A 14,225-nucleotide genomic window follows, 5' to 3' on the forward strand; every position below is an offset into this window, starting at 1 on the left:
GCTCACCGCAGCGAGGACAGGTTGAAGGCCGCCCCGGTGCAATCGGCCACCGCGGCCAACCGACCGTACGGCGTGTCCTCGGCGCCGCGAATCACGGCGCCGCCGTTGTCGAGGACCAACTGCACGGTCTTGTCGACGTCGTCGGCGCCCAGAAAGAAGTTCCAGTTCGAGGGCTCGGCCTCGGGCAGGAAGGCGCCGCCGTCCATCAGGCCGAGCAACGCCTCACCGTCGAAGTTCGCCGTGCTGTAGCGGAATTCGTCGGTGTCGGACACCGTCTCGAGCTGCCAGCCGAACAGGTCGCGGTAGAACTGCTGCGACCTGGCGTAATCGGGGCCGGTCCATTGGAAGTACACCGGTGCCCCGTGCTCGTTGACGACCTCGAATCCGCGGTGCCCACCCGGCTGCCACAGCCCGACGAACGCGCCGCTGGGGTCGGACAGCATGCCCATCCAGCCCTTGTCCTTGACCTCCATCACGGGCGCTCCGCACGTCGTCGCGCCCGCGGCGATCGCCGCGTCGAGGGTGGCGTTGGCGTCGGTGGTGTGGAAGTAGGTGGTCCAGCCGTCCGGGCTGTTCCACTGCGGGTCGTTGAACATCAGGCCGGCGATCGGCCTGCCGTCCTTGGACGCGGTGACATAGCCGCCGTATTCGGGGCCCGCCGACTCGAACGTCCAGCCGAACACCTCGCCGTAGAAGGCCTGCGAGCGTTCGACGTCCGAGGACGCCAGGTCGATCCAGGTGGGGGCGCCCACGGGGGCGGAATTGCGGATGGGCACGATGGTCTCCTTCTCGGTGGGTGGTCAGTCACCGGTGCAGACCGCCGTCCGCCCGAAAACTCATCGGACTAGCGCGTGACCCCCAGGACCCGCAGCGCGTTCTCCTTGTAGATAAGCGACTGCACCGCCGGGTCGATGTCGAGGGTGTCGAAGTCGGCACGCCACCGGTCGATCTGGATGTACGGGAAGTCGGTGCCGAACAGGACCTTGGTGCGCAGTTGCCGGCTCATGGCCCGGACCAGCTGCGGCGGGAAGTACTTCGGGCTCCAGCCGGACAGGTCGATGTATACGTTGGCCTTGTGCGTGGCGATCGCGATCTGCGAGTCGACCCACGGCACCGCGGGATGGGCCATCACGATCGTCAGATCCGGGAAGTCGGCGGCGACGTCGTCGAGCAGCATCGGATCGGAGTAGCGCAGCTTGATGCGGTGCCCACCCGGGAGCCCCGAGCCCATCCCCGTCTGCCCGGTGTGGAACAACGCGGGCAGTCCGGCCTCGGTGATCGCCTCGTAGATCGGGTAGAAGCGACGGTCGTTGGGTTCGAAAGCCTGCATGCTCGGGTGGAACTTGAAGCCCTTGACCCCGTAGTCGCGGATGAGCTCGTGCACGCGGTGCACCGCGCGGCGCTCGTGCCACGGGTCGACGCTGCCGAACGGGATCAGCACGTCGTTGTTGCGCGCGGCGCCGGCGACGAGTTCCTCGATCGAGTTCGGTACGTGGCGCATCGCCGTGCGCGCGTCGATGGTGAAGACGACGGCAGCCGTGTTGTGCTGCCGGTACAGGTCGGCGACCGCGTCGACACCGGCCGTCGCGCCCGGTGGCATCTTGAAGTATTTCTCGGTCGCCTCGACGAGCTCGTCGACGTAGGCCTTGTGGCCGTGGCAGTCGATCTCGACGTGGGTGTGGATGTCGATCGCCGCGATGCGGTCGAAATCGATGCCGTATTCGTACTTCTCGCCTCGTACCGTCACCCACGTGACGATATACGCGCTGAACCGCTTGCGATTCGGGTGTCCAAACAGTCGAACAGCGACTGTTTGGACACCGAAATCCCTATCCGGCGGCCTCCGGCGCGTAGCCCAGCGCGGCCTTGATCTCCAGGAACTCGTCGAACGCGAAGTGGCCCCACTCGCGCCCGTTGCCGCTGCGCTTGTAGCCGCCGAACGGAGCGGCCATGTCGAAGCCGTGGTTGATCGCCACCGAGCCCGCACGGATCCGCCGCGCCACCGCGCGGGCCTTCTCCAGATCGGCGCCCGAAACGTAGCCGGCCAGACCGTATTCCGTGTCGTTGGCGATCTCGAGCGCCTGATCGAGGTCGTCGTAGCCGAGGATGCACAGCACCGGCCCGAAGATCTCCTCGCGGGCGATCGTCATGTCGTTGGTGACATTCGCGAACACCGTCGGCTTGACGTAGTAGCCCTTGTCGAGCCCGTCCGGCCGTCCGGTGCCGCCGACGGCGACGGTCGCGCCCTCGTCGATCCCCTTCTGGATCAGGCCCTGGATCTTGTCGAACTGCGCCTTGGAGGCCACCGGTCCGATCGCGGTCTTGTCGTCCGGGTCGCCCACCTTGACCGCGCCCGCCACCTCACGGGCGATCGCGATCGCCTCGTCCATGCGGGAATTCGGCACCAGCATGCGCGACGGTGCGTTACAGCTCTGGCCGCTGTTCATCATCATCACCGAGACACCCGCGGTCACGCTCTTGGCGAAGTCGTCGTCGTCGAGGACGATGTTCGGGCTCTTACCACCGAGTTCCTGGGTGACGCGCTTGACGGTCAGCGCCGCGTTCTTGGCGACGTCGACACCCGCGCGCGTCGACCCGGTGAAGGACACCATGTCGATGTCGGGATGGGCCGACAACGCCGCTCCGACGCCCGGCCCGTCGCCGAACACCATGTTGTACACCCCGGCGGGAACGCCTGCCGAGTCGAGGATTTCGGTGAAGATCTGGCCCGAGTACGGTGCGACCTCCGACGGTTTGAGCACCATCGTGCAGCCCGTGGCCAGCGCGGGGAACACCTTGCAGGCGATCTGGTTGATCGGCCAGTTCCACGGCGTGATCAACCCGCACACCCCGATCGGCTCCTTCACGACGAGCGTCGCGCCGTGCTGCTCTTCGAACTCGAAGTTCTTCAGCACCTCGATGGCCGTGGTGAGGTGGCCGAGCCCGAGGTTGACCTGCGGGCCGGCCGCCAGCGACGCCGGCGCGCCCATCTCCTCGTTGACCGCGTCGGCGAGGTCGCCTGCGCGCTTCTGGTACTCGCCCATGATCGCCTGCAGCAGGTCGAGTCGTTCGTCGCGGCTGGTCTGTGACCAGGTGTTGAACGCCCGGCGGGCGGCCTGCACCGCGACGTCGACGTCGGCCGAGGAACCGATCGCGATCTTGCCGGAGACCTGTTCGGTGGTCGGGTTGTCGACCTCGAGGCTGTTGGGCCGGATCGGGTCGACCCACTGGCCGTCGATGTAGAACTTCAGATATTCACGCATGGCTCTACTCTTCTCTATTACGTGGTCCTACTGCGTGCCTTCTGCATACCAGGTGCGGAATCGGTCGTACTTGGGCATCTCCTCGGAGTTGGCCTTCGGGTCGATGCAGACGTGCACGACGGCGGTCTTACCGCTGGCGAACGCCCGCTTGATCGCCGGGCCGATCTCCTCGTCCTTCTCGATGTACTCGCCGTGGCACCCGAAGCCCTCGGCGACCTTGTCGAGCCGGACGTCCTTGCTCCAGTGCACACCGGGTTGCGGCGACGGCTGTTCGAACGTGCGCTTGTAGACGCCGACCTCCAGGCCCCACTGATGGTCGACCCCGACGACGCAGACCAGCGGCAGGTTCTCCCGCACCGCCGTCTCGAGTTCGGCGATGTGGAACAGGAACGCCGAGTCGCTGGTGAGCAGCATGACCGGGCGTTTGCGGCCCTCGGCGACCGATGCGCCGACCGCGTACGGCAAGCCGGTGCCGAGATGGCCGAAGTTCTGGTTCCAGATCACGTCGCGTGGCTTGGTCTGCGAGTAGGTCCACTGAAAGATCACCGTGGCGCCGCCGTCGCGGACCAGGATGCCGTCCTCGGTGCACTCGTCGAAGGCCTTCGTAGCCTCGACGACGTAGCGGGCCGGGTGAATCGGCGAGCGACCGCTCGGCGCTTCTTCGGCCACCCGGGCGAGTTCGGCGGCGTCCGCCTTGATCAGTGCCTCGAAGTCGGCCGACGGTGTCCGCGGGTTGTCGCGCAGCGCCTCGACCAGCTGCGGCACCACACCGCGCAGATCGCCGACCAGCGGCACGTCGATCGGCCGGTTCACCCCGATCGCGGTCGGATCCTGTTCGACGAGAATCCATTTGCGGTTGGCGTCGCCCTCCGCCCAGTGCTGGGTCCGGCCGTAGTGCATGGGTTCACCGAGCTCGGTTCCCAGCGCCACACACAGATCGGACTTCTCGACGGCCTCGTTGGCCGCCGGAGAGAACAGGTACGGGAACGTGCGGTCCTGCAGACCCGGGATGAACGACGTGCCACCCGAGGTCTGGATCACCGGGCAGGCCATCAGCTCGGCCAACTGCCTGACCTGCTCCTGGGTGCGCGAGGTGTGAACTCCGTGGCCCACCAGCAGGATTGGGCTCTTCGCCGCCTTGATCAGCTTGACCGCCTCGGCGACCTCGCGTTGGCCTGCGCCCTGATTGACGAGGCGATACCGGTGCGGCGGCAACGGATCCGGCACGTCGAGTTCTTCGAGGATGACGTGAGACGGGTACTCGACGTAGCTGGGGCCGGGGGTACCGGACATGGAGCGACGGATCGCCTCGCGGATGATCTCGTCGGTCTGGTCGGCGTACTCGATCGAGCTGCTGAACTTGACGGAAGCCTCGAAAAGCGGTTCCTGCTGGATGAATTGGATGCGACCGCGACGCACTCGACGCTCGGTGACGCGGGCGCGCTGTCCGCCGAGGAAGATCACCGGTGAATTCTCGACGAGCGCGCACTGGATCGCGCCCGCGATGTTGGCCATACCCGGACCCAGCGTTCCGATGCACAGTCCCGGCGTGCCCGTCATCCGCGATGCCGCTTCGGCCATGAACCCGGCGCTTAGCTCGTGGTGCGGCGCGACCACCGACCATCCGCGGGCGTCGGCTTCGGTGAACATGTGCACGAAGTTGGGGTCGGGGATGCCGAACAGCGTGTTGACGCCCTCGGCCTCGAACAGGTCGAGTATGCGCTTGTATACGGGTACACCCATGTGAAGCTCCTTTACTGGTAGCGCTTGGCTAGTTCTTGGCGGTGTGCTGACGGAGAGCCGAACAGTGATCGGTTCAGGGTGGCGCGTTTGAGGTAGACGTGGATGCCGCACTCCCACGTGTATCCGATGCCGCCGTGCAATTGCATGGCCTTGCCGGCGATGTCGACCGCGGCCGCGCAGGCGTACGACTTGGCCATGGAGACGGCGACTCCGGCCTCCGGTGCGTCCTCGGCGACGGCCTGCACTGCGGCACCGACGAGTTGGCGGGACACGGAGATGCTGACGAGCATGTCGGCACAGGCGTGTTTGACGGCCTGGAACGAGCCGATCGCCCTGCCGAATTGCTGACGCACCTTCACGTATCCGACGGTGGCGGTGAGCATGGCCTCGCTCAGACCGAGGCTGTCGCAGGCGATGGCCGCGGCGGCGCGCTCGTGGAGGCGTTGCACGGCGGTGTCGTCGGCGAACGGCAACAGTTCGGCGCCCGCCGTATCCCGTGACACGGCCGCCAGCGACCGCGTCTCGTCGACGACTGGGCGCGGCGTGGCTTGTTGTTCGGTCACGGCGATGCCGCGGTCGGTGACGATCAGCACCCGGTCCGCGCCCTCGGCGTCGGGCACGAAGTCGTACGGTTCCAGCGCGACGGTCATCCGGGTCGCGCCGCTGGCGAGTTCGGTGAGCAGATTGTCGCGAGTGTCGCTGGGCCGCACCGCGTTCAGCGCTGCGGCGGCGAGCACCGCGCTGCCGAGGAAGTGAGTGGCGCCGGCGGCGCGTCCGATCTCCTCACAGATCACCGCGACCTCGGCGAACGACGCACCCGCCCCGCCGAACTGTTCGGGCACCTCCAGCCCGACCCAGCCGGCATCGATCAGCGTCGGCCATTCGAGGTTGCGGTCCTTGGCGAGCAGATCGCCGGCCACCGAGCGCAGTTCGTCGTGGAATTCGGTGAAGTCGGTCATCAGACGGCGCTCGGTTCCCGCGGCAGGTCCAGTCCGCGCTCGCCGATGATCGTGCGCTGGATCTCACTCGCCCCGCCGGGGATCGTCCATTCCCACGATCCGATGAAGTCGAGCACCCATGCGCCCGACTCCCAGCCACTCGACATCGGCTTGGCCAGTTCGGTGTGGGCGGTCACCCCGCCGATTTCCGCGCCGAAGTCGGTCATGCGCTGAAGTAGTTCGCTGTAGAAAAGTTTGACGATCGAGGCGTCGGCCGGGCCGGCGGTGCCTCTCTCGTTGTCCTCGACCACCTTTCGGCACAGCGCCCGAAGCCCGGTGATCTCGGTTTCGAACTGCGCCAGCCGGTCGGCGACGATCGGGTCGTCGACGGGAGCGCTTCGGACCAGCCAGCGAAAGCCCGCGTTGCCCAGCCGCTCGGCGAGTTCGAGCATCGTCATGCCGCGCTCGGCGCCCAGAGTGGCCTGGGCGACCCGCCAGCCGTCGTTCTCCGCCCCGATCAAATTGGCCGCGGGGATCGTCACGTCGTTGAGGAAGATCTCGCAGAAGTGCGAGTCGCCGATCGCATTGCGGATGGGACGGACCTCGACGCCGGGAGTGGTCATGTCGAGCAGGAAGTACGAAATCCCCTTGCGCTTCGGCGCATCCGGGTCGGTGCGGGCCAGCAGCAGGCACCAGTCCGCGTGCTTGCCTCCGCTCGCCCACAGCTTCTGGCCGTTGACGACGTACGAGTCACCCTCTTTGCGCGCGGTGGTGCGCAGGCTCGCGAGGTCGGAGCCGGCCTCGGGTTCGGAGAAGCCCTGCACCCAGATCTCGCCGTCGAGGATCGCAGGCAGGTGCCGTCGCCTCTGTTCTTCGGTGCCGGCAACCAACAGCGTCGACGCGGCGTGGTGGATGCCGACGAACGCGAGCACCAGTCGCGGGGCGTCGTGCGCGGCCAGTTCCTGATACAGCACGACCTGTTCGGCCACCGACATGCCGCCGCCCCATTCGGCAGGCCAGTGCGGGACGGCGAAGCCGGCGCTGTGCAGTTCGGCGAACCACTGCTTCTGGAAGGCGACGAACTGCTCATCGGTTGCGCCGGTCTGTGTTTCGCGCCAGTCCGGCGGGATGTGCTCGACGCACCACTGCCGCACCATCTGCCGAAACCGGTCGAGCTCGGCGGTCATAGGCACACCGCCCCGGCCCGCAGGTGGTCCATCACGCGCGCGACGGCCAGGCCGTCGTCGAAGCCCGGGGTGATCTGAGTCCCGCTGCGCAACGCCTCGGCGACGTGTCCGAAGAACGCCGAGAGCGCAGGCGGGGGTGAGCGCCGCGGCGGCGGTGCGAACTCAGTGGTCTCGGGATCAGCGCCGGGCCGGCGCACCACCAGCGTCGTATCGGCGGTCAGTTCGACGGTGCCGTCGCTGCCCAGCAGCGTGACGGACGGCGGCGTGGGCACCGCGGCCGCGAAACCGGTGTCGTGAGTGGCGGTGCAGCCGTTGGCCATTGCGAACCATGCCGAGTAGGCATCCTCGGCGGTGGCCTGGTCGGGCGAACCGTCGATGCGGGTGATGCCGCCGCACTCGGTGATCTCGCTGCCGAAGAGCCACCGGGTGAAGTCGATCAGATGGGAGCCGTAGGCGCCGATCCAGCCGCCGCCGAGTTCGCGGTCGTTGATCCAGCCCAGTTTGCGGCCGCGCAGCCCGCTTCCGAAGAACGTCCAGTGCAGGTGCCTGGGTGTGCCGATCGTCCCGCCGTGGGCCAGCTCCTTGAGCCGTGACCATGATTCGTTGAACCGGAACTCGAAGTTCAAGAAGTGCAGGACGCCCGCATCACGCGCCATATCGCGCATCTGCACCGCCTCATCGGCGTTGCGTCCGAATGGCTTGTCACACAACACCGCATGCCCGTGTTCGATGGCGCCGGTGACGTGCTCGAGGTGCAGGAACGGCGGGGAGTGCACGGAGATCAGGTCGACATCCGAGGCCAGCGCGGCCTTGACCGCGGCGTCGTCGCGCGGGCTGACGACCTCGACGTCGAAGCCCGCTGCAGCGTACGCGGGGGCCGCGGCGTGCTTGCCGAAGCCGGTGCCGATCACCGCCACCTTCATGCGTACAACCCCGTCAGGCCTGCGCGCCCCGCCTCGCGGGTCAAGGCATCGCGGGTCGCCGACAGCCCGAGAGGCAGCCGTCGCAACGGCTGGCTGTAGCGGGACAGCCACGACAGGGTGGTCTCGTCGCAGAAGCCGACCGCCCCGTGCAACTGGTGGCATACGCGGAACACGACTTCGGCGGCTTCGAGCGCCGACAACCGCAGTGCGAGTGCGTCGGTGAGCGCCTCGGGCCGGGCGGTGGCGATGCTCCACAACGCGTACTTGGCGAGGATGTCGAGGCCGCTGCGTTCGACCTCGGCGTCGGTCAGCTGGAACTGCACACCCTGAAACGACGACAGCGTCTGGCCGAACTGCTTGCGCAGGCTGACGTGAGCGACGGTCAGCTCGATCGCCCGGTCGAGCATGCCGAGCAGCGTCCAGCACGGCAGTACCAGACCGAGTGCGACATCCGCGGCACCCCGGTCGTCGACGACGGCCGTCCTCAATTCGGAGACGAAACCCGGCCCGACGGGACCGATTTCGGTCACGGTGCTGCGGGTGCCATCCAGCGTGACGGTCGTCCAACGGCTCTCGGTCCCGGCCACCGCTGCGGCGGGCCGGTTGCCGGCCACCACGATCAGGCCGTCGGTGTCCAGATCGGTCGGGGCGGCCAGCCGTTCGGCGACCGGATACGGCAGCGCCCAGTATCCCGCGCTGCGGCACAGTGCCGCGGCCGCTTCGAGGCCGTCGGCATCGCTGCGCGCATCGAGTTCCCAGGCGCCGAGCCCCGCGAGGCTCGCGCCGACCAACGACTCACGGGCCTCGGGTTTGGCCTCGGCCTGTTGGACGAGCTCATCGCCGCCGGCCGCCTCGAACGCCCGAAGCGCCTCGCGCCCATACTCTTTGGAGTCATCGGAGAGGTCGAGGATCATCTCGCTCATTTCGACGCCGCCAGCAGGGCGCGTGACAGCAGGATGCGCTGCATTTCGATGCTGCCCGACGACACGGTCGAGGCCTGCGAGTACTTCCAGTGGTCCTCGACCTCGCCGAGGAACCAGGAGGCGCGGGGATCGTCGTGCGACACCTCTGCCGCGATGTCCATCAGGACTTCGGCGCTGTCCTGGTCGAGCTTGGTGACCGCGATCCGGTAGGCCGCGGCGTCACCGGGCTGGATGCGTCCGCTGCTCTGCAGCGACACCACGCGGTACGCCATCAGCCGGGCCCGCCGGCAATGCGTCAGCATCCGCACCCACCGCCCCCGTAATTCGGCGGGCAGCTCGTCCCACCGCTCGCCGAGCACGGTGGGCGCCGCGGCCAGCAGTCGTTCGCAGCGTGCGTAGCGGGCGATGCCGACCCGCTCGAAGGCCATCACGTCCTGCACCACCGACCAGCCCGCATCGACCGTCCCGAGCACATCGGCCTCGGTGACCCGCAGGTCGTCGAAGAACACCTCGTTGAGGTGATGCGGGCCCATCATGCAGCGGATCGGCCGGACCTGGATCGCCGGATCGTCCATCGGGACAAGGAAAATCGTGAGGCCCTGCTGCTTCTTCTCACCGCGCGAGGTCCGGGCCAGCAGGAAGCACCACTGCGCCATCGTCGCGTAGGAGGTCCAGATCTTCTGCCCGCTCACCAGCCAGCCCTCACCGTCGCGCCGGGCGGTGGTGCGCAGCGATGCCAGATCGGAGCCGGCCTCGGGTTCGGAGAAGCCCTGACACCAGATGACCTCGCCGCGCGCGATCGGCGGCAGGTGTGTGCGCTGCTGCTCCTCGGTGCCGTGCCGCATGATGATCGGTCCGACCCAGTTGACGCCCATGTACTGGGCGCCGCGCGGTTCGTGGTGGGCCCACATCTCCTCGCGCACGACCGTCTGCTCCCACACCGACGCCCCACCACCGCCGAACTCCTTCGGCCACGACAGGCACAGCAGTTCGCGTTCGGCCAGCATGCGGCAGAACCGTTGTGCGATCTCGAGATCGGCGGGGTCGTCGGTGAACGCACCCAGATAGTTCTCGGGCACATGCTCTTTGACCAGTGCGCGCAGCTCATTGCGTAACTCCGCGGCCTTGGCGCCCATCGCGAAGTCCATGCTCAGCCCACCTCCGACGCGCCGAAACTGCGGTTTTTGACCAGATTCGGCCCGTTTCCGTCAGAAAGCGCAGTCTCGGCGTCAGGGGGTTCGGCGGGAGGGGGCTCGGCGGGCTGAGGCGTGCCAGCGGGCTCGGGCGCGGACGCCGACTCGGGCGCTGCCGCGGCCAGGCCCAGGTCACCGAGCTCTTGGAGAACACTGTCGGTGTCGGCGCCCAGCGTCGGTGCGGGACCCGCGACCTTTCCGGGGGTGCGGGAGAACCACGTCGGCACCCCGGGGAAGCGCACCGGTCCGTCCGCGGTCTCGACGGTCTCGAAGAGTCCGACCGCGTTCAGGTGTGCGTTGTCGAACAGCGCGTCGGGGGTGTTCAGCGGCGCGGCGGGAATCTCGAGTTTCCCGAACAGGTCGAGCCATTCGGCGGTGGTGCGTTCCGTCATGGTCTGAGCCAGCAGCCCGTACACGACATCGATGTTGTGCGCACGCTTCTCGAGGGTGGCGTAGCTGTCGTTGTTCCACGCGGGCCGCACCGCGTCGATGAACGCGTTCCAGTGTTTGTCGTTGTAGATCAGAGCGGCGATGTACCCGTCGCTGGTCCGATACGGCCTGCGGTTCGGTGCGACCGTGCGCGGGTACACCGCGGGACCCAGTGGGGGGTCGAACATGGCGCCGTTGGCATGTTCGACCAGCATGAACGACGCCATCGTCTCGAACATGGCGACCTCGACCTCCTGGCCCTCCCCGGTGCGCTCGCGATGAAACAGCGCCATCATCGTTGCGTAGAGGGCGGTCAGCCCGCCGACCTTGTCGGCCATGATCGTGCCGACGAAATCGGCCTCTCCGGTCAATTGCTTTTGCACCGCGGGCAATCCGGCCTCGGCCTGGATGGTGTCGTCGTAGGCGGGGCGGTCGCGGTCGGGCCCGCGGCGGCCATAGCCGTAGCAGTTGGTGTAGATGATCGCGGGATTGATGGCCGCGACGTCGTCGTAGCCGAAGCCCAACTTGGCGACCGCCTTGGCGCGCATGGAGTGGATGAACACGTCGGACCGTTCAATGAGCGCGCGCATCGCCGCCTTTCCGTGTTCGGTCTGCAGGTCCAGCACCACGCTGCGCTTACCGCGGTTGACGTTGACGAACACCCCACTCATCCCCGGCGAGGGACCCACGGAGATGAAGCGGGTGTTATCCCCCTGCGGCGGTTCGACTTTGATGACGTCGGCGCCCATGTCCGCCATGATCTGGGTGCAGTACGGACCCATCACCATCGCGGTGAGGTCGACGACACGCACGCCGGTCAGCGGGCCGCTAGGCATGCACACCGCCCTTCTGCGCCATCGCGAAGCTGTACTTGATGTGATCGCCGTGCCCATCGGGCACCACGGGAAACACCACCGGTTCGGACATGTCGCGGATCGCGCCGATCTGCGCGCCGACGTCCTCGATCGACCACGACGGCCGGTAGACCCCAGGCGTCTCCACGACCACGGCCCGAGCGATCCGGCCGGCCAGCGCGATCAGCGCTTCACCTGTGATCGAACATGATTCGTGCGCCAGCCACCCCACCGCGGGGGCAACCAATTCGGCGCCCATCGGTGGATACGCGGATGTGTCGATGCCCTCGGCCATCCGGGTCACGGCGGCGGGCACGATCACGTTGCTCTTGACGCCGTGTGCGGCGCCTTCCATCGCGGCCACGTTGGACAGCCCGACGACGCCGGCCTTGGCGACCGCGTAGTTGGCGACCTGGTGATTGCCGTACAGGCCGCCGATCGAGGACGTCAACACGATGCGCCCGTAGCCCGCGTCGCACATCGCCGGAAAAGCCGGGCGCACAACGTGGAACGCACCGCGGAGGTGCACGTCGAGCACCGCTTCGAAGTCGTCATACGTCATCTCGGCGAGCGGAGCGCGGCGCACGATGCCGGCGTTGTGGATCAGGACGTCGATGCGCCCGTAGTGCTCCAGGGCCGATTCGACGATCGACCGTCCACCGGCCGGGGTGGCCACCGAGTCGGTGTTGGCCACGGCTTCGCCTCCGGCAGAGGTGATCTCGCGGACCACTTCTTCGGCGGGGCCCGATCGATCGGATGGCGGGTGGACCGGATCGTATTCCTCACCGGCCAGGCTTCCGCCCGGATCGTTGACGACGACCTTGGCGCCCCGCTGGGCCAACAACATGGCGTATGAGCGGCCCAGCCCCCTGCCGCCGCCGGTGACGACGGCCACTTGACCGTCGAAGCGCAGCTCATCCATCGCTACTTCTCGAGTACCAGGCCATCGAGATCGCCCTTGTCGCGCCACTCCTTCAGCAGGTCGCCGAACGCGTAGAAGCCCGGACCGTAGGGTTCGCCGAGGTGTGAGCGGATGCCCTCCCCGCCACCGCCGCCCTCGTTGTTGTAGTAGCCCGGAGTGCAGGATGCGTCGAAAGCCGAGTTGTCGACGGCGGTTTCGCGAATGGTCTGGCACCACTGCTCCTGGGCGTCGGGCGTCGGCTCGACGACGGTCGCGCCCCGCTTCAGCGCCTCGGCGATGATGTAGGCGATGTGCTCGCCCTGCAGTTCGTAGTTGGCCGCGATGTTGGCCGAGATGCCGACCTGGGTGAAGCCGGTGAAGAACTGGTTGGGGAAGCCGCGGCTTGTCATGCCGTGCAGGGTCTTGTAGCCGTCGTGCCAGTAGTCGTAGAGCGACACGCCGTCGCGTCCTTCGATCGCGTCGATCGAATAGCGCCTGCTGATCTCGGTGGTGATCTCGAAGCCGCTGGCGTAGATGATGCAGTCGACCTCGTACTCCTGACCGTTGGCGACGATGCCCTTCTCGGTGATCCGCTCCACACCTTTGGAGTCGGAAACGTCGACCAACGTCACGTTGGGCCGGTTGAAGGCGGGCAGATAGTCGTCGTTGGACAGCGGCCGCTTGCACAGGAAGCGGTAGTACGGCTTGAGAGCCTCGGCGGTGTCGGCGTCCTCGACGATCTCGGCGATCCGGCGGCGCAGCCGCTCCATGATCTTGTAGTCCTCTTCCTCGCGGATCGCCATGAACTGTTCGGGCGTCATCGACGCGGGATCCTCGAGCGAGAGCACCCGCGCCGCGGTGTTGCGACCGAGTTCGGTCCAGAAGTCGCACACCAGGTCCGGCTGCCCCAGAGCCATGCCCTCGAACGTCCACGAGTGGAAGTTGCGCTGCCGCTCCTTCTGCCATCCGGGCTGCAGGGTCTTGACCCATTCCGGATCGGTGGTGGTGTTGTTACGCACGTCGACCGTCGACGGGGTGCGTTGGAAGACGTACAGGTGTTTGGCATCTCGGGCCAGGAACGGCACCACCTGGATGCTGGTGGCGCCGGTGCCGATGATCGCGACGCGCTTGTCGGCCAGCTTGTCCATACCGCCGGTGTAGTCGCCGCCGGTGTAGTCGTAATCCCACCGCGACGAGTGGAAGCTGTGCCCCTTGAAGTCCTTCATGCCCGGGATACCGGGCAGCTTGGGCCGGTGGAACGGCCCCGACGCCAGCACCACGAACCGTGCGCGGATGTCGTCGCCGCGGTTGGTGGTCAGGCGCCACCGCTTGATCTCCTCGTCCCAGCGCATGTCCCGCACCTGGGTGGAGAAGATCGCCGAGTCGTAGAGGCCGAAGTGTTTGCCGATGCGCCGGCAGTGCTCGTAGATCTCGGGGCCGTCGGCGAACTTCTTGCTCGGGATGTAATCGAGCTCTTCAAGAAGCGGTATGTAGCAATAGGACTCGTTGTCGCATTGGATGCCGGGATACCGGTTCCAGTACCAGACGCCGCCGAAGTCGCCACCCAGCTCGATGATGCGGACGTCCTCGACACCGGCCTTCTTCAGGTGCGCCGCCGACAGCAGCCCGCCGAAGCCGCCGCCGAGCACCGCGACGTCGATGTCCTCGACGATCGGGTCACGCGGCGCGACGGGCGTGTACGGGTCCACCTCGTAGTAGCCGGCGAAGTCGTCGGTCAACTCGACGTACTGCTTGGAACCCTCGGGCCGAAGCCTTTTCGCCCGCTCCTGGGCGTACTTCTCCCGAAGCGCGTCGATGTCGATGTCGTCGGGCGTCTCGGTGGGCCCGCAGGTGTCGAACATTGTCATAGC

The 14,225-nt window shown here is 67.2% G+C and carries 12 protein-coding genes; all 12 read right to left on the reverse strand.

Features of this window, described 5'->3' with window-relative positions; translation table 11 throughout:
• Positions 1 to 2: 2 nt before the first annotated feature.
• The 12 genes from AU072_RS02145 to AU072_RS02200 all read right to left on the reverse strand — a co-directional run bounded on the left by AU072_RS02145 (position 3) and on the right by AU072_RS02200 (position 14,222).
• Positions 3 to 776, reverse strand: coding sequence for a VOC family protein (locus AU072_RS02145; RefSeq protein WP_064412185.1), 774 nt, complete (start codon positions 774 to 776; stop codon positions 3 to 5).
• A gap of 68 nt (positions 777 to 844) precedes the next feature.
• A complete protein-coding gene (locus AU072_RS02150; protein ID WP_064412186.1) occupies positions 845 to 1,747 on the reverse strand; it encodes an amidohydrolase family protein in 903 nt (300 codons plus the stop codon).
• A gap of 82 nt (positions 1,748 to 1,829) precedes the next feature.
• Complete coding sequence (locus AU072_RS02155) at positions 1,830 to 3,263, reverse strand: aldehyde dehydrogenase family protein (RefSeq protein WP_064412187.1); 1,434 nt, start codon at positions 3,261 to 3,263, stop codon at positions 1,830 to 1,832.
• Between the two features lie 27 nt (positions 3,264 to 3,290).
• On the reverse strand, positions 3,291 to 5,006 hold the full coding sequence (locus tag AU072_RS02160) for a thiamine pyrophosphate-binding protein (protein ID WP_064412188.1): 1,716 nt from the start codon (positions 5,004 to 5,006) through the stop codon (positions 3,291 to 3,293).
• Positions 5,007 to 5,017: 11 nt separating this feature from the next.
• Positions 5,018 to 5,965: an acyl-CoA dehydrogenase family protein gene (locus AU072_RS02165; protein ID WP_064412189.1), complete on the reverse strand. Its 948-nt coding sequence runs from the start codon at positions 5,963 to 5,965 to the stop codon at positions 5,018 to 5,020.
• Positions 5,965 to 7,131, reverse strand: coding sequence for an acyl-CoA dehydrogenase family protein (locus AU072_RS02170; RefSeq protein WP_064412190.1), 1,167 nt, complete (start codon positions 7,129 to 7,131; stop codon positions 5,965 to 5,967). Before AU072_RS02170 ends, AU072_RS02165 begins: the two co-directional genes overlap by 1 nt.
• Positions 7,128 to 8,054, reverse strand: coding sequence for a Gfo/Idh/MocA family protein (locus AU072_RS02175; RefSeq protein WP_064412191.1), 927 nt, complete (start codon positions 8,052 to 8,054; stop codon positions 7,128 to 7,130). The genes AU072_RS02170 and AU072_RS02175 overlap by 4 nt, the downstream gene beginning before the upstream one ends.
• Complete coding sequence (locus AU072_RS02180; protein ID WP_064412341.1) at positions 8,051 to 8,968, reverse strand: acyl-CoA dehydrogenase family protein; 918 nt, start codon at positions 8,966 to 8,968, stop codon at positions 8,051 to 8,053. The genes AU072_RS02175 and AU072_RS02180 overlap by 4 nt, the downstream gene beginning before the upstream one ends.
• Positions 8,969 to 8,973: 5 nt before the next feature.
• Positions 8,974 to 10,125: an acyl-CoA dehydrogenase family protein gene (locus tag AU072_RS02185; protein ID WP_064412192.1), complete on the reverse strand. Its 1,152-nt coding sequence runs from the start codon at positions 10,123 to 10,125 to the stop codon at positions 8,974 to 8,976.
• 2 nt (positions 10,126 to 10,127) lie between these two features.
• The gene (locus AU072_RS02190; protein ID WP_064412193.1) at positions 10,128 to 11,435 is read right to left on the reverse strand and encodes a CaiB/BaiF CoA transferase family protein; all 1,308 of its coding nucleotides are present in this window, start codon (positions 11,433 to 11,435) and stop codon (positions 10,128 to 10,130) included.
• On the reverse strand, positions 11,428 to 12,375 hold the full coding sequence (locus tag AU072_RS02195; protein WP_064412194.1) for an SDR family NAD(P)-dependent oxidoreductase: 948 nt from the start codon (positions 12,373 to 12,375) through the stop codon (positions 11,428 to 11,430). Before AU072_RS02195 ends, AU072_RS02190 begins: the two co-directional genes overlap by 8 nt.
• Before the next feature lie 2 nt (positions 12,376 to 12,377).
• Positions 12,378 to 14,222 (reverse strand): flavin-containing monooxygenase, encoded by a 1,845-nt coding sequence (locus AU072_RS02200; RefSeq protein WP_064412195.1) that lies wholly within the window; start codon positions 14,220 to 14,222, stop codon positions 12,378 to 12,380.
• Between the last annotated feature and the right edge of the window lie 3 nt (positions 14,223 to 14,225).

The organism is Mycolicibacterium novocastrense, assembly GCF_001499835.1.
Classification (GTDB): domain Bacteria; phylum Actinomycetota; class Actinomycetes; order Mycobacteriales; family Mycobacteriaceae; genus Mycobacterium; species Mycobacterium novocastrense.

Excerpts from the sequence above, each read along its gene's own strand:
- AU072_RS02155 (WP_064412187.1), bottom strand. The coding sequence starts at position 3,263 with ATGCGTGAATATCTGAAGTTCTACATCGACGGCCAGTGGGTCGACCCG.
- AU072_RS02160 (WP_064412188.1), bottom strand. The coding sequence starts at position 5,006 with ATGGGTGTACCCGTATACAAGCGCATACTCGACCTGTTCGAGGCCGAG.
- AU072_RS02165 (WP_064412189.1), bottom strand. The coding sequence starts at position 5,965 with ATGACCGACTTCACCGAATTCCACGACGAACTGCGCTCGGTGGCCGGC.
- AU072_RS02170 (WP_064412190.1), bottom strand. The coding sequence starts at position 7,131 with ATGACCGCCGAGCTCGACCGGTTTCGGCAGATGGTGCGGCAGTGGTGC.
- AU072_RS02175 (WP_064412191.1), bottom strand. The coding sequence starts at position 8,054 with ATGAAGGTGGCGGTGATCGGCACCGGCTTCGGCAAGCACGCCGCGGCC.
- AU072_RS02180 (WP_064412341.1), bottom strand. The coding sequence starts at position 8,968 with ATGATCCTCGACCTCTCCGATGACTCCAAAGAGTATGGGCGCGAGGCG.
- AU072_RS02185 (WP_064412192.1), bottom strand. The coding sequence starts at position 10,125 with ATGGACTTCGCGATGGGCGCCAAGGCCGCGGAGTTACGCAATGAGCTG.
- AU072_RS02190 (WP_064412193.1), bottom strand. The coding sequence starts at position 11,435 with ATGCCTAGCGGCCCGCTGACCGGCGTGCGTGTCGTCGACCTCACCGCG.
- AU072_RS02195 (WP_064412194.1), bottom strand. The coding sequence starts at position 12,375 with ATGGATGAGCTGCGCTTCGACGGTCAAGTGGCCGTCGTCACCGGCGGC.
- AU072_RS02200 (WP_064412195.1), bottom strand. The coding sequence starts at position 14,222 with ATGACAATGTTCGACACCTGCGGGCCCACCGAGACGCCCGACGACATC.